Here is an 18,052-nt window from a genome sequence, read left to right on the forward strand (position 1 = left end):
GAATAATGCCTTCTCGTAAAGAGCTTGCGAACGCTATCCGCGCATTGAGTATGGACGCCGTACAGAAAGCCAATTCTGGTCACCCAGGCGCCCCGATGGGCATGGCAGATATTGCCGAAGTCCTATGGCGTGACTATATGAATCATAACCCGACCAACCCAAACTGGGCCGATCGCGACCGTTTTGTACTGTCTAACGGCCACGGCTCAATGCTGATTTACAGCCTGCTGCATCTTACTGGCTACGACCTGCCAATCAGCGAATTGGCTAATTTCCGCCAACTGCACTCCAAAACGCCGGGCCACCCAGAATATGGCTACACGCCGGGCGTGGAAACCACCACCGGCCCGTTGGGTCAGGGCATTGCCAACGCCGTAGGTTTTGCGATTGCCGAGCGCACGCTGGCGGCGCAGTTCAACAAGCCGGGTCACGACATCGTTGACCACCATACCTACGCCTTCTTGGGCGACGGCTGCATGATGGAAGGTATTTCCCACGAAGCCTCATCCCTGGCCGGTACCATGAAGCTCGGCAAACTGACCGCGTTTTATGATGACAACGGCATTTCCATTGACGGTCACGTCGAAGGCTGGTTTACCGATGACACCGCTAAGCGTTTTGAAGCCTACGGCTGGCACGTGATCCGCGGTGTTGACGGCCATGACTCCGAAGCCATCAAGAAAGCCATTGATGAAGCTCACAAAGTCACCGACAAGCCTTCACTGCTGCTGTGTAAAACCGTGATTGCCTTCGGCTCGCCGAACAAAGCCGGGACTCACGAGGCGCACGGCGCGGCTCTGGGTAACGATGAAGTGGCGGCAACCCGTAAAAACATCGGCTGGACCCACGCGCCGTTTGAGATCCCACAGGATATTTATGCCGGTTGGGACGCGAAAGAAGCCGGTAAAGCCAAAGAAGCCGCGTGGAACGCCAAGTTTGACGCCTACGCCCAAGCGCATCCTGAATTGGCAAAAGAGTTTAAACGCCGCGTGCAAGGCGAACTGCCAGCCAATTGGGCCACTGAGTCGCAGAAATTTATCGAAGAGTTGCAGGCCAAACCTGCCAACATCGCCAGCCGTAAGGCCTCACAGAACACGCTGGAAGCTTTCGGCAAAGTGCTGCCAGAGTTCCTCGGCGGCTCCGCTGACCTCGCGCCAAGCAACCTGACCATGTGGTCTGGCTCGAAATCGCTGGGCGATGACCTTGCCGGTAACTACATTCACTACGGCGTGCGCGAATTCGGTATGACCGCCATCAGTAACGGTATCGCGCTGCACGGCGGCTTCCTGCCGTACTCTGCCACCTTCCTGATGTTCGTTGAATATGCCCGTAACGCGGTGCGTATGGCGGCATTGATGAAGATCCGCAATATCTTCGTCTATACCCATGACTCCATCGGTCTGGGCGAAGATGGCCCAACCCACCAGCCGGTCGAGCAAATGGCCAGCCTGCGCGTTACGCCAAACATGAGCACCTGGCGTCCGGCGGATCAGGTGGAGTCTGCCGTAGCCTGGAAATATGCCATTGAGCGCAACGATGGCCCGGCGGCGCTGATTTTCTCTCGTCAAAACCTGACCCAACAGCCGCGTACCAAGGAGCAAGTCGCCAATATTGCTCGCGGTGGCTATGTGCTGAAAGACAGTGAAGGTACGCCGGACATTATCCTGATCGCCACGGGTTCAGAAGTGGGCATCACCGTGGAAGCGGCTGATAAGCTGGCAGCATCTGGTACTAAAGTGCGCGTGGTTTCTATGCCATCGACCGACGCATTCGACAAACAGGACGCGGCTTACCGTGAATCCGTGCTGCCAAAAGCCGTCACCGCGCGCGTCGCGATAGAAGCTGGGATTGCCGACTACTGGTACAAATACGTCGGGTTAAACGGCGCGGTAGTGGGCATGCACAGCTTCGGCGAGTCTGCTCCGGCTGATCTGCTGTTCAAAGAGTTCGGCTTTACCGTGGATAACGTGGTGGCTCAGGCTCAGTCATTACTCAAGTAATGAGCTAATCAACCAAAAGCAAAAGGCATCCCGAGGGATGCCTTTTTTGTCTACGGAGAAACGTTAACCCGTTGGAAGTCAGCGTTTTTGCGTTACCCACAATACCGGCCACTCGCCGCCACTGCTGTAACCATCACAGCTTGGCTCGGAGGAGAACGAGGTCAGCTGGAAAGCTTTACCGTCGAAAACCCAGCGAGAAGCCACACCGCAATCGCCAATGCCTCGGCCTTTGTCAAAGGTAGACAGCTCGCCGGTTTTCGGGTCAAAGTCGGCGTTGATAAGCTCCGGCGACTCCTCTTCATCCCCCAGTTTGAACGGCATATTGAGAGCCAAATCTTCCGTTTTATAAGGAGCCTGACGCGACACGCTAAAACCAAGGACAAACAGGTTATAGGCCCCCATATCGCAGTTGACCGTCATCAGCGCCTTATCATTACTCAAGGCAAACAGGTGGACTTCCCGCTCAGACGGCTCAAGGCTGCAATCATTGTTATCAATAGTGGCGGCGGCATTCTGGGTAATGGCCGAGATTTCGGTGTCAGTTAAAGGATGAGGTTCACTAAAGCGCGGCTGAAAAGGGGCCGCTGGTGCCAGCGGAACCGTGTTGGCTGGTTTATTACCTCGGTTTGCCCAGGCAGTTTTCGTGCCGACGCGTCCCTGCTGGGCGTCAATTGCCAGCAGCGCGGCCTTCAAGCCTTTCAAAGAGATAGCAGGTTTAACGGCCTGCTGTGGATCCAGCTTGCCGGTTAACTGAATGGTATTGCCTTCGCGGATCGCGGCGATAAACTCATTTACCACCAGACGATTGCTGGTCGTCAGGCTGTTTTTACTGACATCCCATTCGCGGTGATTAAAGGGTAAAGTTCTGCCATCAAGCTGTAAACGATTGGCGATAGGCTGCTCGCTGCCTAAATCATCGCCACTGCGCTGGTAATCAATTTTAATCGCGGCCCGCCCTTCTGGCCCGGCATCGCGAGAAATATTGAGAATCAGTTCCTGCCCGTCCTGCGAATTTCTGGCGGAACAGTGGTTGAGGTTGTCGCAACTGAGCTGCCAGTCGTTGTAGATAGTTTGTAGAGGATCGGCAAAAGCGCTAGAGGCGAAGAGGCCTGCCAGCACAAAAAGGGGAGCGGTTATCCAGTTGGCGTTCATCACTTTCTGCTCTTTTTTGAATTCATCGACCTGATAATAGCTTAAGAGGATGCCGAGCCATTAAAATTAATTTTGCGACAAAACTTTCACTGTCTCATCAGACTGATATTCTGTAGCGCGGTTGTCTGGGGCCGAAAAATAGATAAAAAAGATGCAAAAAGCATCATCGTCTTTTCAGGAGAAACGGATGAAGTTTTGGATAGTTTGGGTGGCGCTTTTCTCGATGTCGGCCTTTGCTGAAGAACCTCTTTCAGTATTCACCGGCACGTTAGGTAAGGCCAACATAGTCGTCGAGTTAGACCTGAATAAGCCGCAAGAGGTAACCGGGCGCTATTTCTATCAGAAATATCGGCTGGACCTGCCTTTGAGCGGCACGCTGAAAAATAATGAGTTGAGCCTGACTGAAGGCGCTGACGATTTTGATGATACTCCACACCCTTCCCTCACTTTGGAGCATGATCCACAGGGCAACTGGCAAGGTACCTGGACCGACCCGAAAGGCAAATCGCTGCCTGTAAGCTTCAAGCCCGCAGCCCTGCCAGATAAGAGTGATGACAGCTATCCGGGTTCTCTGCTGCACAGTGACCCTTATGAGTATTTGCGCCTTTCTGGCATCAATCTAGTGGAGGGCAAGCAGCAGGATTTCATGGGATTCACCCTGCAGTGGTGGAGCGAGCCGCAGTCAAATATCAGCCTGTTCGAAGTGGTTTCTGGCTACCCGCAAAAGCAGATGGAAGCCATCAATACCCGGCTTCGCGCCCGCCTGTGGCAAGAAGTGATCAGTTGGCACGCCTGCATGCTGGGCGCCACGCGCTTTGGCGAGGGTGATTATAGCCAGACGGTGACGCCGACCTATATGTCAGCAGACGTGGTAAGCGTTAGTCTGTTTACCAACTATGACTGTGGCGGCGCGCACCCTGATTTCGGCGAGTCCCCCATTAACCTCAATGCGAAAACCGCCGAGCCGCTGACGTTGGAAGACGTGCTGTGGGTAGGTGAAGGTAAACCTTTCCACTATAGCGAAGCAGAAGACCGCGCCGCGCCGGGTGCCAGCGACGTGGACTTCGACACCTTTTCGGCCTATCGCGAGAAAAAATTTGCACCTTGGTTGGTAAAAGAGATGGCCCTTGCTCATCCCACAGAGATGGTTAAGCCCACCGAGGATAGCGATGATGATTGCGACTATTCGGATGCACAGGTTTGGCATTTCCCTGCGTGGTATTTGACAGCTAAGGGGATCTATTTTGGTCCATCCTTTGCCCGCGTGATGCGTTCTTGCGAAGGACCAGACTGGTCGATATTGCCGTGGAGCGCCATTGATGGCCATACAGGTAACGTGAAGCTGCACTTGCCGCAGTAGCTTTGCTACTTTCAGACCTCACGCTGACCACGCAAAGGGCTTTTCTCAGCCTTTTGCGTGGTGATTCAGCGGATAAGATTACGCCATCCAACCCTGCGTCTGGGCATATTGCAGCAGCATAATGGTTTTGCCGTCCTTGATGCGCCCGTCTTTGATCATCTCCAGCGCCTGAGTAAAGGGCAGCTCTACCACTTCAATATCTTCATCGTCCACGCCGCCGCCGGAATAGGCGCGCTGCGAGTCATCATATTCGGCGGCAAAGAAGTGTACGACTTCCGTCACGCTGCCCGGCGACATGTAGGCTTCGAACAGCTTTTGCACCGGCCCCACCACATAGCCCGTCTCTTCAATCGCCTCTTTGCGCACGCAATCTTCCGGCGAGTCGTCGTCCAGCAGGCCTGCGCAGGTTTCCAGCAACATGCCCGTGGCATTGCCATTGACGTAAGTCGGCATGCGAAATTGGTTAATTAGCAGGACGGTTTTTTTGTGGCGATTGTAGAGCAGAATGGTGGCCCCGTTGCCCCGGTCATAAACTTCACGAACCTGAGGTTGGCGCTCACCGTTGTTCTTAATGAGGTCGTAGGTGTATTTGTGTAAAACGTACCAGTTATCAGAAAGTAACTGCTTTTGCACATTTTCAATCTTTGATGACATACCGCGTCCCCGCCCAATAAAAGTCAGTGAGAGAAGCCAGCCATCATAGGCGTCTTAGGGAGGGGATGACAAAGGAAATATATGCCGCGCACTGGCGTTTATCCTCTGGCGATGGCTTCGAGCAGCAGATCCGGGTGACGGTCAAGCCACGCGGCATCAATCGGCCCCCACTCTTTTATCTGGTAATAGCCGTCGTTATTTCTGATCCCCTGCTGTACAAATTCGAGTTCGATGCCCATGCCCGGCAGTGCTTTCAAAACATCCTGTAATGTCCGGCGCGGCCAGCCGGTATGCGCCATTAATTTGGGTACGTTTAGGCGTGGTTCATTTTTCAACAACCAACAGAGATATAATCGGCGAGCAAAGACTGAATTCAATTCCATGAATAACTCCTGATCTGCTTCGTTTTTTGTTTGCATTGACGTTTAACGGCACTTTATTCTGACTATCTCCAGCGCGCATTCGTCCGAATCGCAAATAGTGCACATCTTGTTTCTGTCATCAAATAGTAGTCTGAACGTAGGAAAATTACCGGTTTGATAATGTGTCAGGGCTATTATTTTTTACATTATCTCCTTTATTTCTCCACGTTTTCTTAGCGAGTTGCGGGTAAAGTGCTTACACGTCGCATTGCGGCATCCTTATTGGGAATGGATAATAATTTCGATGCACAGCATCGACGCGCTGGGATCTTTAGCGCTGCACTATTTGTCAGAATATAACTTCACCCCAGGTGACCGACATTCTGTTTATTTGCTGATGTTCTTCACGCTGTTTTGGTGATAATGAGGTTTTTGACGCATGGCCAACTTTTTTATCGATCGCCCAATTTTTGCTTGGGTTTTAGCGATCATTATCTCTTTATCCGGCGCACTGGCCATTCACTCTTTACCCATTGAGCAATATCCAGACTTAGCACCGCCAAACGTGCGTATTACCGCGACCTATCCGGGCGCGTCAGCACAAACATTAGAAAATACCGTTACGCAGATCATTGAGCAGAACATGACCGGGTTGGACAACCTGATGTACATGTCGTCGCAAAGTAGCAGCAACGGTAAATCGCAGATCACCCTCAGTTTCGTTGCCGGTACGGACCCCAACGAGGCTTTGCAGCAGGTGCAAAACCAGCTGCAACAGGCCCTGAAGCGCTTGCCGCAGGATGTACAAACGCAAGGGGTTACCGTCTCCAAAACCGGTGATACCAACCTGATGACCGTGGCCTTCGTCTCCACCGACGGCAGCATGGATAAACAGGATATCGCCGACTACGTGGCGTCCAACATTCAGGACCCGCTGAGCCGTATTGATGGCGTGGGCAGCATCACCGCCTACGGTTCACAGTACGCCATGCGTATCTGGCTCAACCCGAATAAACTCAATAACTATTCACTGACCACCACCGACGTGGTGAATGCGATCAAGGCGCAGAACAGCCAAGTGGCGGTAGGCCAGCTCGGCGGCGCGCCGTCGGTTGATTTCCAGGCGCTGAACGCCACGGTCAACGCCCAGTCACAACTGCAAACGCCGCAGCAGTTCCGCGACATCACGCTGCGAGTCAATGCAGACGGCTCACAGGTGAAGCTCGGCGATGTTTCCACCATCGGTTTAGGCGCGGAAGATTACAGCATTCTGAGCCGCTATAACGGTCAGGCGGCTTCCGGGATGGGTGTTCAACTGGCCTCCGGTGCCAACGAGCTGCAAACCGACACGCTGGTACGTGCCCGCCTTACTGAGCTGGAAAAGTACTTCCCGCACGGCCTCGAAACCCGCATCGCCTATGAAACCACGCCGTTCGTTAAAGCCGCGATCACCGACGTGGTGAAAACGCTGTTTGAAGCTATCGTGCTGGTATTCTTAGTCATGTATCTGTTTTTGCAGAACTTCCGCGCTACGCTTATCCCAACCATCGCCGTGCCGGTGGTACTGTTAGGCACCTTCGTGGTGCTGCATCAGTTTGGATACACCATCAACACCCTCACCATGTTCGCCATGGTGCTGGCCATCGGCCTATTGGTGGATGACGCCATCGTGGTGGTGGAAAACGTCGAGCGCGTGATGAGCGAGGAGGGGCTAAGCCCCAGAGAAGCCACGCGAAAATCCATGGGGCAGATTCAAAGTGCGTTGGTCGGTATCACCATGGTGCTTTCAGCGGTGTTTATCCCGATGGCCTTCTTTGGCGGCACCACCGGCGCGATTTACCGCCAGTTTTCCATCACCATTGTCGCCGCTATGGTGCTGTCGGTGTTTGTTGCGCTGACCCTCACCCCTGCCCTGTGTTCTACCATCCTGAAACCTATTGCCAAAGGGCATCATCATGGCAAAACCGGCTTCTTCGGCTGGTTCAACCGGATGTTCGATCGCAACGCCAATCGCTATGAAAATGGCGTCGGCAGCGTACTGAAACACAGCGTGCGCTTCATGCTGGGCTACCTGCTGATTGTCGGCCTGCTGGCGTTCCTTTTCGTCAAATTGCCAACCTCCTTCCTGCCGCAGGAAGACCAAGGGGTATTCACCATTCAGGTCCAGCTGCCGCCGGGTTCGACGTTGCAACAGACGCAGAAAGTGGTGGAGAAGATTGAGCACTACCTGCTGACCAAAGAGACTAAAGACGTGGTATCGGTGTTCGCAACCTTGGGCGCAGGCCCCGGCGGTAACGGGCAGAACGTCGCCCGTATGTTCGTGCGTTTAACCGACTGGGATGACCGAACTGCCAGTGGCAACTCGGCGCAGGACATCATCGAGCGCGCCACCAAAGAGTTCCGCCACATTAAAGAAGCCCGCGTTATTGCCAGCGCCCCGCCGTCAATCAACGGTTTAGGCACCTCGGCAGGCTTCGATATGGAATTGCAGGATCACGCCGGCTTAGGCCACGATGCATTAATGAATGCGCGCGACCAGCTATTGGATATGACCAGCAAAGACCCAAGTCTGAGCCGCGTGCGTCACAACGGTTTGGATGACAGCCCTCAGTTGCAAATCGAAATTGACCAAGCCAAAGCACAGGCGCTGGGCGTGGCGATTTCCGATATCAACAGCACGCTGAGCACCGCGTGGGGCTCGACCTACGTCAATGACTTCGTCGATCGCGGCCGCGTGAAGAAGGTATACGTGCAGGCCGACGCGCCTTACCGCATGCTGCCGGACGACGTGAATAAATGGTATGTGCGCAACAGCAGCGGCGGCATGGTGCCGTTCTCCGCCTTTGCCACTTCCCATTGGGAAACCGGCTCGCCGCGTCTCGAACGCTATAACGGCTATTCCGCAGTAGAAATTGTGGGTGAAGCGGCGCAGGGGGTCAGCAGCGGCGCGGCTATGGACACCATGGAGAAACTGGTCGCCAAGCTGCCAAGCGGTTTTGGCCTTGAGTGGACCGGCCTTTCTTATCAGGAGCGTCTGTCAGGGGCACAGGCCCCGGCGCTGTATGCCATTTCACTGTTGGTAGTCTTCCTGTGCCTGGCGGCGCTGTATGAAAGCTGGTCCATTCCGTTCTCGGTGATGCTGGTTGTGCCACTGGGCGTAATTGGTGCGGTGATTGCCACTTGGCTACGCGGGTTGGAAAACGACGTCTATTTTCAGGTGGGGATGTTGACCATCATCGGGCTGTCAGCGAAGAACGCCATTCTGATTGTCGAATTCGCCAATGATCTGAACCTCAAAGGCAAGGCGCTGTTGGAAGCGACGCTTGAAGCCTCCCGCATGCGTTTGCGCCCGATTCTGATGACCTCGCTGGCCTTCGTCTTCGGCGTGCTGCCAATGGCGACCAGCCAAGGCGCAGGCTCTGCCAGCCAGCACGCCGTGGGCACCGGCGTTATCGGCGGGATGATTTCCGCCACCGTACTGGCTATCTTCTTCGTGCCACTGTTCTTTATGCTAGTGCGCCGCCGCTTCCCGGCGAAGCCAACCGTCGCGCCGCTGATTGGCGATATTGTTGAAGCCGCGCCAGAACCTCATTCCGGCCCGCATGGCGATCCGCATAAATAACCACGGTGAAAATACCCCATAGAAAAAGGCGCTAATCAAATTAGCGCCTTTTTATTTAAAGTACTCTAATAAATGTTTTCTAATTAGGTACTAATTCTGGTCCCGTTGGTGCTTTTAATTTAAAGCATTTAAAACGTTAAGAAGGACTTCATTACACTCTTATTTTTTACTTTATCTTATCTCAGACTGGCGATTAACCGCGCAGCATAGCGTCGATAAAGTCTTTCCAGTTAACTAACTCTTGCTCGACCATGGTACTCCCCTTGAATTGACGAAAGGGATTATACGGCGAAAAATTAACCTCACAAATTCTAATTAACGATATTTTAATCAGGATCACAGTAGTAAAACCGGTAATCAAACTAATCATACGCTTAGCAATACGGCTAAAAATCCCTCAGTTATTTGCCCTTCGCGTGCCGAAAGGTTATTTTATTTGGCTTAAGTCGCTGACAAGCATGTCGCAACTGTTCAATATCCAACAAAAAGAACCCATAAGGTCAGAGTAATGCTGCAAACTATTGAGAATTTAAGCGCTCAGGGGCGCTATGAGGATGCACTGCAAAACGCACTGGGGTTGCTCGCCTCTTTGCCACAAAACCCGCAACTGCTTTATACCGTGGCGTCGCTTTATGACTGTCTTGGACTCGAGCAGCAGGCCATTCCGTTTTATCAGGCCGCCATTAATCACCAGCTGAGTGGTCAGGATTTACGCGACGCCTACCTCGGTTTAGGCAGCACTTACCGTGCTTTAGGCCGCTATCACGAGTCTCTGGAAACCTTTGACATCGGGCTGAAGAAGTTTCCGAACGCCAGCGAAATCAGGATGTTCCGCGCCATGACCTTATATAATCTCGGCCATGCCAAAGAGGCCGTGGCGCAATTATTAATGCTGCTGATCAGCAGTAATTCCAGCGAAGAGATTATTCGCTATAAGAAAGCCATCACCTTTTATAGTGATGACTTGGATCGAATCGAATAATAGTCACTGTAAATATTCATTAATATTTTTAATAATTCTTACACTCTTTGAATTTAATCTTTCAATCCGTGCCTCAGGTAGACCCCTAAGGGATTTTCACGCATTATGTGCCTCATCTTATTACATCAGCCCGAGGCTGGTTGACAGGCACTTTCAGCTTATAACAGGTAACGTTTTCCCATGGCAGAAACATCCTCAAAGACTCCTTTCATCCTCTACGGTATTAAAAATTGCGACACCATTAAAAAAGCGCGTCGCTGGTTAGAAGATAACGGCAGCGATTATCGCTTTCATGATTATCGCGTAGACGGGCTTGATGCCGAGCTGTTACAGCAGTTGATTGACAAACAGAGTTGGGAAGCGCTGCTCAATACCAAGGGAACCACCTGGCGCAAGCTGGATGAAGCCACCCGCGCCGCCTGTGACAATCAGGATGCCGCCAAAGCCTTGATGCTGGAGCATCCCGCCATGATTAAGCGCCCATTTTTATTGGCCGCCAGCGGCGAATCCTTGCTTGGCTTCAAGCCAGAAAGCTATCAGCAATTTATTGCACAGGTGAAATAACATGAGCTGCCCCGTTCTCGATTTAGCACAACAGTTAATTCGCCGCCCCTCTCTCAGCCCGGACGACGCGGGCTGTCAGGAAATTATGATTGCGCGCCTCAAAGCCATCGGCTTTAAAATTGAGCCGATGAACTTTGGCGACACCCTGAATTTCTGGGCCACCCGTGGCGAAGGTAAAACCTTGGCTTTCGCGGGCCACACTGACGTGGTGCCGACCGGCGACCCGAGCCTGTGGGTCACAGGCCCATTTGAGCCAGCCCTGCGCGACGGCATGCTCTATGGCCGCGGCGCGGCAGATATGAAAGGCTCGCTGGCCGCCATGGTGGTTGCCGCCGAGCGTTTCGTCGCCAGCAATCCGAACCACAAAGGTCGTCTGGCCTTCCTGATCACCTCCGACGAAGAGGCCAGCGCGATCAATGGCACGGTAAAAGTGGTTAATGCGCTGATGGAGCGCCGCGAGCGTTTAGATTTCTGTCTGGTGGGCGAACCGTCCAGCACCACCCGCGTAGGCGATATTGTCAAAAATGGCCGTCGCGGCTCCATGACCGCCAACCTGCACGTTCACGGCGTACAGGGCCACGTGGCTTACCCGCATCTGGCAGATAACCCAGTGCACCGCGCCATGCCCGCGCTGAATGAACTGGTCGCCACCGAGTGGGATCAGGGCAATGAATTCTTCCCGCCGACCAGCATGCAGATCGCCAATATCAATGCCGGAACCGGCAGCAACAACGTCATTCCCGGCGAGCTGTACGTGCAGTTCAACTTCCGCTTTAGCACCGAACTGACCGACGCCATCATCAAGCAGCGCGTGGCAGAGCTGCTCGACCGGCACAATCTGCAATACACGCTAAACTGGGTGGTTTCCGGCCAGCCGTTCCTCACTTCCCGTGGCGAATTGGTTGACGCCGTAGTGAACGCGGTTCGCCATTACAGCGAAATCACCCCAGAGCTACAAACCACTGGCGGCACGTCCGACGGGCGTTTCATCGCGCTGATGGGGGCGCAGGTGGTTGAGCTGGGTCCGGTGAACGCCACCATCCATAAAATCAATGAATGTGTCCATGCCGCCGACCTGCAACTGTTGAGCCGCATGTACCAGCGAATCATGGAGCAACTGGTCGCATGATAGATAATCTGATGTTGACCGGCCGATCGGCGGCCCACCTCGCGCCCATCAGTGAGGGTCCACATCGGCTACAGCCCGAGGCCGTAGAAGCTTTCATCCGCATGCAAGACGCGGCTCGTCTGGCTGGTTTTAACTTGCAACCGGCGAGCACCTTTCGTGATTTTGAGCGGCAATTAGCGATTTGGAATGGCAAATTTCGCGGCGAGCGCCCAGTATTAGATAAGGAGAGCCGCCCGGTTGAGGTGGCTTCGCTGAGTGATGCAGAGCGCTGCGAGCTGATTTTACGCTGGTCTGCCCTGCCGGGTGCCAGCCGCCATCACTGGGGCAGTGATCTGGATATTTACGATCCCGACCTACTGCCAGAAGGGAGCAAGCTGCAGCTGGAACCGTGGGAGTATGAGACGGGCGGCTATTTCGCCGACCTGAATCAGTGGCTTTCAGAGAATATGGCGAGCTTTGGTTTTTATCGCCCTTATGATATCGACCGTGGCGGCGTCGCCGTCGAACCCTGGCATTTGAGTTATCGACCTTTGGCAGCGCAGTGTGAAGCACGGCTGACGCCAGAGGTGCTGATTGAAGCATGGCGAGGACAAGAGGTTGCGGGCTGTGACTGGGTGACGCATCATCTGGCAACGATTTTCCCGCGTTTTATCGCAATACCAAAACAATAAGGAGTCAGCCATGGAGTGGATTAAAGATTACTGGTGGATTATTTTGATCATACTGGCGGGCATCATCATCAGCGGGATCAAAGAGTTAAACCGCGTAGATGTGAAAAAATACCTCAATGATAAGCCTGAAATCCCACCGCATCGTGATAACAATGCCCAGTGGGACGAAGAAGACGATTGGCCGAAGAAGAAGTAGATTTTTGATTTGACTCTGGTTTTGCGCCCTCTCCTTAGAAAGGAGAGGGCGCAAAACAATCACCTAACCTCGCAAATACCCCAGCGCCAGCGCGATCATCTCTTCATCCAGCCCGTGCGCCATGTGCGGCAGCAAATCTAAGGTCGCGTCACATCCCAGAGTCTGCAAACGCTCAAAGGCGGTTTTCGACTGATACGGATTGATGATCGGGTCCTGCTCGCCATGAATCAAATGCACTCGGGTCTCCGCCGCAATCGGCTGCTCGGGTAAAGTGGCGAAACGCCCGCTGTAAGCAATGATTTGCCCCGCCAATCCCTGCTCAACTTTTGTGGATTCCAGCGCCATAATGCTGCCCTGCGAGAAACCGATAATCACCGTGTCTTGCGCCGCCACGCCGCTGCTGGCCTGCCATTCACGCACGGTGCGAACAAACAGCGGCAGCGCCTCGTCAATGCGCGACTGGCGGTTTTTCTCGGTCACGCCTTGCACGGAGAACCATTGGAACCCCCGGCCAAAATCACAGGGATCCGGGCTACCCACGCTGACCACCTGCGCCTGAGGGAAAGCCTTGGCGAAGAACTTCCCCACCTCGCCCATCGACACCGGGTTATCCCCCACGCCGTGAAACAGCAGGATCAGTTTGTTCGCGGCACCTTCCGGCTGTTGGACAATCACATTTTGACTCGCCATGACCTTTTCCTTTCAATCCTCATTACTGCGCACAGCGGCGCGTTTCTCCTGCCACTATACCTAGGTTCACAACCGGGTAAATTGGGTTTTGTTGAACGAGTCGTTCCATTTATTGCAATGAAATCAGGCTATTCCCCAGCGCCATTTTGCGGTTTGGCGAAGCTGCACCACGTCTCGCAGCGCACGGCGTCGAGCTGCGTTAGCGCCTGCACTGCCTCTTGTCGCCAGCGCTGGAGCAGGGCTTTACGACCACTCAATTTCAGCTGTTCGACACATCGCGTAGCGGATAACTTATCTTGCAGATGCGCCCGCAGGGCGGCCAGCGGCAGTTCACTCGCCAGCAGCAGGCGCTGCAAGGCGGCATAGCTGCTCTCCACGGCGCGATGGGCGAAAGCAAAACCGGCCAGTTCGCGCCAGTCAGTTTCATTGAGGGCCTGATTCTGGTCCTGTTCCACATGCAGATCGAGGGCGATAAGCTGCTGCAACCAAGGCCAGTCGCGCGCCAGCTGTCGCTCGGCCTGTGCAACCATGCGCCAGCCCGCGTCACTGAGAGGCAGCGCGCCCATGGCGGCGTAACAGCCGCTGCTGGCCTCCAACTGGCTTCCCACGCGCAACAGGCGATAACCGGCCTGCTGCCACAAAGCACTGAGCTCGGCGGTATAGCCGAAGCTGACGGACAGAAAATCCAACCCCTCGTTGGCGGCCACCTCAGCCTGTTGCGCCAATAAAGCCCGCGCAATGCCCTGACGCCGCACATCTGGCTGCACGGCAATGCGGCTAACCCGGCGGGAGCGCAACACCGCGGCGTCAATCTGCCCGCCGTGGGCGGCCAGTGATTGCGCCACCAAATTGCCGCGCGGGCGGCGTCTGCCTGCCCACACCTCATGGGCCAGCGCTGGAGCAAGCCCGCCCTCTTCCACCAGCCAGATGGCTCCAGCGACGCGGTCACCCGCCATAGCGGCGGCAAACGACTGACCGGGGGCGTCCATCAGGCGACGCAAATCCAGGGGGGAAGTGCGATAGTGCGCGCTGGTCAGCAGGCCGTAAAAATCGGCCAGCAGGCCCGGCTCGGCTAGCCACGCCCCGCGCTGAATGGTTATTAGCTGAAGTGATTGCTCACTGGGGAGCACTTCGGCGGGCGCATCGTTGAACAGCAAAAGCTGATTAAGGAAAGGCTCCAGCGGGTCCGCTTTCGACCAACGGATCGGCGCGTCGAGGCGTAAATCACGCCACTGCGGCAGGGAGGCGCAGAACTTAAGGATAAAACCGCGCCCGGTTCCCTCATAGCCTTGAACCGTGGTGGTGAGCAAAACGCGGGGGAAAGCGGCAATTAGCCGTGAAAGCTGCGGCGCAGGAATGGCCGCCGCTTCGTCAATCAACAGCCAGTCGACATTTTCCACCGGATGCTGCTCGAGCTGCGCCAGCAAAGCATCTGGCGACCAGAAACGCACCTTGCCCGCACTCTGCTCGGCCAGCCTGTCGGCAGCAGATTTGGCCGGAGCTGTCACCCAGCACTCGCCGGGCCAGTCAGCCACTAACATCCCGGCCAAGGTGGATTTGCCCCGGCCGCGCGAGGCCGTCAGCACATAAATACCGCTATGCGCCGCGTTTAATTGCTGCAAAATCTGCTGCTGCTCCGGCGTCGGCTGGCCGTCGGGCGGCGCCCAGTCGGCGGCCATTGGCAAAGCGGTAAGCTGGCAAGGTTGATGCTGGCGGTGCAGCGTGCAAGCCACGTCCTGCAAAATCAAAGACTGAAAACGCTGGATAAAGTTCGGCGTGGCGGTGGGCCGGGGCTGCTCGCTCCAGCGCAGGCTGTCAGTGTCCGGCTTTTCAGCCCACAGCTGCCACTCAGGCACTAAGAGCAGCAGCCAGCTTCCCGCCTGCAAAGTCCCGGCAAAGGCGGCCAGCGCTTCTACGTTCAGCCCCTGCCGGGCGTCAAACACGCCGTGGAGCCTCTCCTGCCCAAGCAAGGTATGCGCAGCAGAAAACGGCAGGGATTCAGCAACCCATAGAGGCGGAATATCGGACATCCACGGCCAGTCGCCGGGCTGGCCTTCAATAAAGTCGGCGGCCTGCTCGGCGCACCAGCCGGCTTCTCCGCTGATCACCAGCAGATGGCGAATGCCCTGCCGCTGCATTTGCTGCTGCAAGGTGATTTTCTGCGGCCATGGCGACGTCACGTCAGGTCTTCCCGACCATCAGTGAGAGCAGCCCGGCGGCAATCAGCGGCCCCACCGGCACGCCTTTAAAGAAGGCGACGCCAAGCACAGTTCCCACTAACAGCCCTGCAACCAGATGAGGCTGCGAGCCCATCAGCGTCAGGCCCCGGCCCCCCAGCCATGACACCAATACGCCGACCAAAATCGCCAGAATGGACTTCCAGTGCATAAAGGAGTGAACCACCGTGCTGGCACTGATTTTCCCACTGGCGATAGGCGCCATCACCCCGATGGTCAGCACGATAATGCCGATGGTTAAGCCATAGCGCTCAATCCAGGGGAAAAACTGGTTCAGCGGCGTGATGCGCACGGTAAGCAGGAAAAACATCGCAATAGTGACCGAGCTGTTATTGCTGATGATGCCTAAACCCGCGAACACCAGCAGAATGAGCAAGGTTGGATCCAGAAAGGCCATAACGATTCCAGCGGTTCAAAAGAAGAAAGAGAGGCTCGAAAGCCTCTCAGAGTCGGACGTCAATTATTGAACAGTTTTGCCATGCAAACCAGCGATTCAGCCTTGAAATATCAGGCGATTAGCGGCTGGCAAAGGTGTTGCACTGGTTAGGATCGCCACTGTCGAAACCGCGTTTGAACCAGGTATAGCGCTGCTGTGACGTGCCGTGGGTAAAGCTGTCTGGCACCACGCGGCCCTGACTCTGCTGTTGTAGACGGTCATCGCCAATCGCCTGCGCGGCGTCCAGCGCCTCTTTCAGATCGCCCTCTTCCAGCATGTTTTGTTGCTGCACGCTGTGGCCCCAGACGCCGGCGAAGCAGTCGGCCTGTAGCTCCATTTTCACTGAAAGCTGATTCACCGTGGTTTGCGACGCGCCCTGCTGCATCTGGCGAACTTTGCGCTCGATGCCCATCAGGTGCTGCACGTGGTGTCCCACCTCGTGCGCCACCACGTAGGCCTGAGCAAAGTCTCCGCCCGCGCCGAGCTTGTTTTTCAACTCTTGATAGAAGGACAGGTCGATGTAAACCGTGCTGTCCGCTGGGCAGTAGAATGGCCCCATGACCGACTGGCCGGTGCCGCAGCCGGTACGGGTTTGGCCGCGATACATCACCAGTTTAGGGTCGACATAGGTTTGGCCCTGACGCTGGAAAATATCTTTCCAGGTATCTTCGGTGGAAGCCAGCACTACCGAGGTGAACTTAGCCTGTTCATCATCTTTCGGGCTGATGGACTGAGACTGGGTTTGCTGCACCCCGCCGGACTGGCCGCCGTCAATTAACGGAGTGAGATCCACGCCGTAATAACCCGCCACCAGCACCACAATAATAATCACTATGCCGCTTTTACCGCGGATTGGCAGGCGCATGCCGCCGCCCAAGCCGGGTCCCGAACTCTGCCCGCGCCTGTCTTCCACATTGTCGCTCTCGCGACGCCCTTGCCAACGCATAGTCCACCTCCCAGCTGTTTTTTTAAGACTAGATAATGAGTGCGGGAAATACCATTTCCCCAAGCGGGCAATTTTACGGGAGTTATTCCAGAAATGAATGGAATTTGAGATAGGTTTAGTGGAATTGAGATAAGTCAGGAGCCAAAAGAAAAACGGGCAGCCCAGATAGGCCACCCGTTTGCTGCGCATTCAGGCTAGATTGCATCTAACGCCACCGCGTAAACGATTGCGTCGCTAGCCTGAAAAAATCGTTGCCGATCAGTCCAGTTTCACACCAATACGGTGAGCCACTTCTTCATAGGCTTCGATCAGGCCGCCGAGGCTTTGACGATAGCGATCTTTGTCCATCTTGTTCAGCGTTTGCTTGTCCCACAGGCGGCTACCGTCTGGAGAGAACTCGTCACCGAGAACCACTTCGCCTTTGAACAGACCGAACTCTAATTTGAAGTCGACCAGAATCAGGCCCGCGTCGTCGAACAGCTTGCTCAGCACGTCGTTAGCTTTGTAGCTCAGCTCTTTCATGCGCGCTAAGTTCTCTTCGTTAACCCAGCCGAAGGTTTTGCAGTAAGACTCGTTGACCATTGGGTCATGCATTGCATCGTTTTTCAGGAATAAATCGAACAGCGGTGGGTTCAATTCCAGACCTTCTTCAATGCCCAGACGTTTTACCAGCGACCCAGCAGCGCGGTTACGGATAACGCATTCAACCGGAACCATATCCAGCTTCTTCACCAGCACTTCGGTATCCGACAGCAGACGTTCCATTTGGGTAGGAATGCCAGCTTCTTCCAACTTGCTCATGATGAAATGGTTAAATTTGTTGTTAACCATGCCTTTACGGTCGAACTGCTCAATACGCTCGCCATCGAGTGCTGATGTATCATTACGGAACTCCAAAACCAGCAGGTCTGGGTTTTCGGTGGTATAGACGGTTTTCGCCTTTCCGCGATACAACTCAGCTAACTTTTGCATCTTTACTTACTCCAGTAGTAAACAATTAATGGTGATTCTTTAAAAATAACCGATGAAAAGAGGGATGTAAAAAGGGGCC

Annotated in this window: 17 protein-coding genes; 8 read left to right on the plus strand and 9 right to left on the minus strand. The window is 54.7% G+C overall.

Annotation, left to right across the window (positions count from 1 at the left end; translation table 11 throughout):
- Window positions 1–5: 5 nt before the first annotated feature.
- Window positions 6–2,000: a transketolase gene (gene tkt, locus SBO83_RS07055; RefSeq protein ID WP_353502885.1), complete on the plus strand. Its 1,995-nt coding sequence runs from the start codon at window positions 6–8 to the stop codon at window positions 1,998–2,000.
- A 78-nt stretch (window positions 2,001–2,078) separates the two neighbouring features.
- Here tkt and SBO83_RS07060 read toward each other — a convergent pair whose 3' ends face one another.
- On the minus strand, window positions 2,079–3,152 hold the full coding sequence (locus tag SBO83_RS07060; RefSeq protein WP_396131221.1) for a DUF1176 domain-containing protein: 1,074 nt from the start codon (window positions 3,150–3,152) through the stop codon (window positions 2,079–2,081).
- A 187-nt stretch (window positions 3,153–3,339) separates the two neighbouring features.
- Between SBO83_RS07060 and SBO83_RS07065 the strand changes: the two genes are divergently transcribed.
- Window positions 3,340–4,512: a hypothetical protein gene (locus tag SBO83_RS07065; RefSeq protein WP_353502886.1), complete on the plus strand. Its 1,173-nt coding sequence runs from the start codon at window positions 3,340–3,342 to the stop codon at window positions 4,510–4,512.
- 78 nt (window positions 4,513–4,590) lie between these two features.
- On the opposite strand, the gene nudK is transcribed toward SBO83_RS07065, so the two are convergent.
- Both nudK and SBO83_RS07075 read right to left on the minus strand, forming a co-directional pair.
- Window positions 4,591–5,166: a GDP-mannose pyrophosphatase NudK gene (gene nudK, locus SBO83_RS07070; protein ID WP_353502887.1), complete on the minus strand. Its 576-nt coding sequence runs from the start codon at window positions 5,164–5,166 to the stop codon at window positions 4,591–4,593.
- 98 nt (window positions 5,167–5,264) lie between these two features.
- On the minus strand, window positions 5,265–5,549 hold the full coding sequence (locus SBO83_RS07075; protein WP_396130978.1) for a winged helix-turn-helix domain-containing protein: 285 nt from the start codon (window positions 5,547–5,549) through the stop codon (window positions 5,265–5,267).
- A 418-nt stretch (window positions 5,550–5,967) separates the two neighbouring features.
- On the opposite strand from SBO83_RS07075, the gene acrD reads away from it, so the two are divergent.
- A complete protein-coding gene (acrD, locus tag SBO83_RS07080; RefSeq protein WP_396130979.1) occupies window positions 5,968–9,150 on the plus strand; it encodes a multidrug efflux RND transporter permease AcrD in 3,183 nt (1,060 codons plus the stop codon).
- Between the two features lie 193 nt (window positions 9,151–9,343).
- Here the strand turns inward: acrD and ypfM are convergent, their stop codons facing one another.
- Window positions 9,344–9,520 carry a protein YpfM gene (gene ypfM / locus SBO83_RS07085; protein WP_396130980.1) on the minus strand — a complete coding sequence of 59 codons (177 nt, stop codon included), beginning with the start codon at window positions 9,518–9,520 and terminating at the stop codon, window positions 9,344–9,346.
- A 138-nt stretch (window positions 9,521–9,658) separates the two neighbouring features.
- Here ypfM and SBO83_RS07090 point away from each other — a divergent pair, with 138 nt between their 5' ends.
- From SBO83_RS07090 to SBO83_RS07110, 5 genes are all read left to right on the plus strand, one after another.
- Window positions 9,659–10,132, plus strand: a complete 474-nt coding sequence (locus SBO83_RS07090; RefSeq protein ID WP_396130981.1) for a tetratricopeptide repeat protein — start codon at window positions 9,659–9,661, stop codon at window positions 10,130–10,132.
- A 180-nt stretch (window positions 10,133–10,312) separates the two neighbouring features.
- Complete coding sequence (locus SBO83_RS07095; protein ID WP_396130982.1) at window positions 10,313–10,696, plus strand: ArsC family reductase; 384 nt, start codon at window positions 10,313–10,315, stop codon at window positions 10,694–10,696.
- Between the two features lies 1 nt (window position 10,697).
- The gene (gene dapE / locus SBO83_RS07100; protein ID WP_396130983.1) at window positions 10,698–11,825 is read left to right on the plus strand and encodes a succinyl-diaminopimelate desuccinylase; all 1,128 of its coding nucleotides are present in this window, start codon (window positions 10,698–10,700) and stop codon (window positions 11,823–11,825) included.
- Entirely contained in the window at window positions 11,822–12,496 is a 675-nt protein-coding gene (locus tag SBO83_RS07105) for a M15 family metallopeptidase (protein WP_396130984.1), read from the plus strand. The genes dapE and SBO83_RS07105 overlap by 4 nt, the downstream gene beginning before the upstream one ends.
- A 10-nt stretch (window positions 12,497–12,506) precedes the next feature.
- On the plus strand, window positions 12,507–12,692 hold the full coding sequence (locus SBO83_RS07110; RefSeq protein WP_396130985.1) for a hypothetical protein: 186 nt from the start codon (window positions 12,507–12,509) through the stop codon (window positions 12,690–12,692).
- A 63-nt stretch (window positions 12,693–12,755) separates the two neighbouring features.
- On the opposite strand, the gene ypfH is transcribed toward SBO83_RS07110, so the two are convergent.
- From ypfH to purC, 5 genes are all read right to left on the minus strand, one after another.
- Window positions 12,756–13,382, minus strand: a complete 627-nt coding sequence (ypfH, locus tag SBO83_RS07115; RefSeq protein WP_396130986.1) for an esterase — start codon at window positions 13,380–13,382, stop codon at window positions 12,756–12,758.
- 128 nt (window positions 13,383–13,510) lie between these two features.
- Window positions 13,511–15,520, minus strand: a complete 2,010-nt coding sequence (locus SBO83_RS07120) for a tRNA(Met) cytidine acetyltransferase TmcA (protein ID WP_396131222.1) — start codon at window positions 15,518–15,520, stop codon at window positions 13,511–13,513.
- A gap of 43 nt (window positions 15,521–15,563) precedes the next feature.
- Window positions 15,564–16,016 (minus strand): DUF441 domain-containing protein, encoded by a 453-nt coding sequence (locus tag SBO83_RS07125; RefSeq protein ID WP_034792096.1) that lies wholly within the window; start codon window positions 16,014–16,016, stop codon window positions 15,564–15,566.
- Between the two features lie 118 nt (window positions 16,017–16,134).
- Window positions 16,135–17,001: a KPN_02809 family neutral zinc metallopeptidase gene (ypfJ, locus tag SBO83_RS07130; protein WP_396130987.1), complete on the minus strand. Its 867-nt coding sequence runs from the start codon at window positions 16,999–17,001 to the stop codon at window positions 16,135–16,137.
- A gap of 258 nt (window positions 17,002–17,259) precedes the next feature.
- Window positions 17,260–17,973, minus strand: coding sequence for a phosphoribosylaminoimidazolesuccinocarboxamide synthase (gene purC / locus SBO83_RS07135; RefSeq protein ID WP_100937345.1), 714 nt, complete (start codon window positions 17,971–17,973; stop codon window positions 17,260–17,262).
- Window positions 17,974–18,052 lie beyond the last annotated feature (79 nt).

Source organism: Ewingella allii (assembly GCF_044430645.1).
Taxonomy (GTDB): Bacteria; Pseudomonadota; Gammaproteobacteria; order Enterobacterales; family Enterobacteriaceae; genus Ewingella; species Ewingella allii.

Coding starts and splice junctions, on each gene's coding strand:
- tkt (WP_353502885.1), top strand. CDS start 6: ATGCCTTCTCGTAAAGAGCTTGCGAACGCTATCCGCGCATTGAGTATG.
- SBO83_RS07060 (WP_396131221.1), bottom strand. CDS start 3,152: ATGAACGCCAACTGGATAACCGCTCCCCTTTTTGTGCTGGCAGGCCTC.
- SBO83_RS07065 (WP_353502886.1), top strand. CDS start 3,340: ATGAAGTTTTGGATAGTTTGGGTGGCGCTTTTCTCGATGTCGGCCTTT.
- nudK (WP_353502887.1), bottom strand. CDS start 5,166: ATGTCATCAAAGATTGAAAATGTGCAAAAGCAGTTACTTTCTGATAAC.
- SBO83_RS07075 (WP_396130978.1), bottom strand. CDS start 5,549: ATGGAATTGAATTCAGTCTTTGCTCGCCGATTATATCTCTGTTGGTTG.
- acrD (WP_396130979.1), top strand. CDS start 5,968: ATGGCCAACTTTTTTATCGATCGCCCAATTTTTGCTTGGGTTTTAGCG.
- ypfM (WP_396130980.1), bottom strand. CDS start 9,520: ATGATTAGTTTGATTACCGGTTTTACTACTGTGATCCTGATTAAAATA.
- SBO83_RS07090 (WP_396130981.1), top strand. CDS start 9,659: ATGCTGCAAACTATTGAGAATTTAAGCGCTCAGGGGCGCTATGAGGAT.
- SBO83_RS07095 (WP_396130982.1), top strand. CDS start 10,313: ATGGCAGAAACATCCTCAAAGACTCCTTTCATCCTCTACGGTATTAAA.
- dapE (WP_396130983.1), top strand. CDS start 10,698: ATGAGCTGCCCCGTTCTCGATTTAGCACAACAGTTAATTCGCCGCCCC.
- SBO83_RS07105 (WP_396130984.1), top strand. CDS start 11,822: ATGATAGATAATCTGATGTTGACCGGCCGATCGGCGGCCCACCTCGCG.
- SBO83_RS07110 (WP_396130985.1), top strand. CDS start 12,507: ATGGAGTGGATTAAAGATTACTGGTGGATTATTTTGATCATACTGGCG.
- ypfH (WP_396130986.1), bottom strand. CDS start 13,382: ATGGCGAGTCAAAATGTGATTGTCCAACAGCCGGAAGGTGCCGCGAAC.
- SBO83_RS07120 (WP_396131222.1), bottom strand. CDS start 15,520: ATGCAGCGGCAGGGCATTCGCCATCTGCTGGTGATCAGCGGAGAAGCC.
- SBO83_RS07125 (WP_034792096.1), bottom strand. CDS start 16,016: ATGGCCTTTCTGGATCCAACCTTGCTCATTCTGCTGGTGTTCGCGGGT.
- ypfJ (WP_396130987.1), bottom strand. CDS start 17,001: ATGCGTTGGCAAGGGCGTCGCGAGAGCGACAATGTGGAAGACAGGCGC.
- purC (WP_100937345.1), bottom strand. CDS start 17,973: ATGCAAAAGTTAGCTGAGTTGTATCGCGGAAAGGCGAAAACCGTCTAT.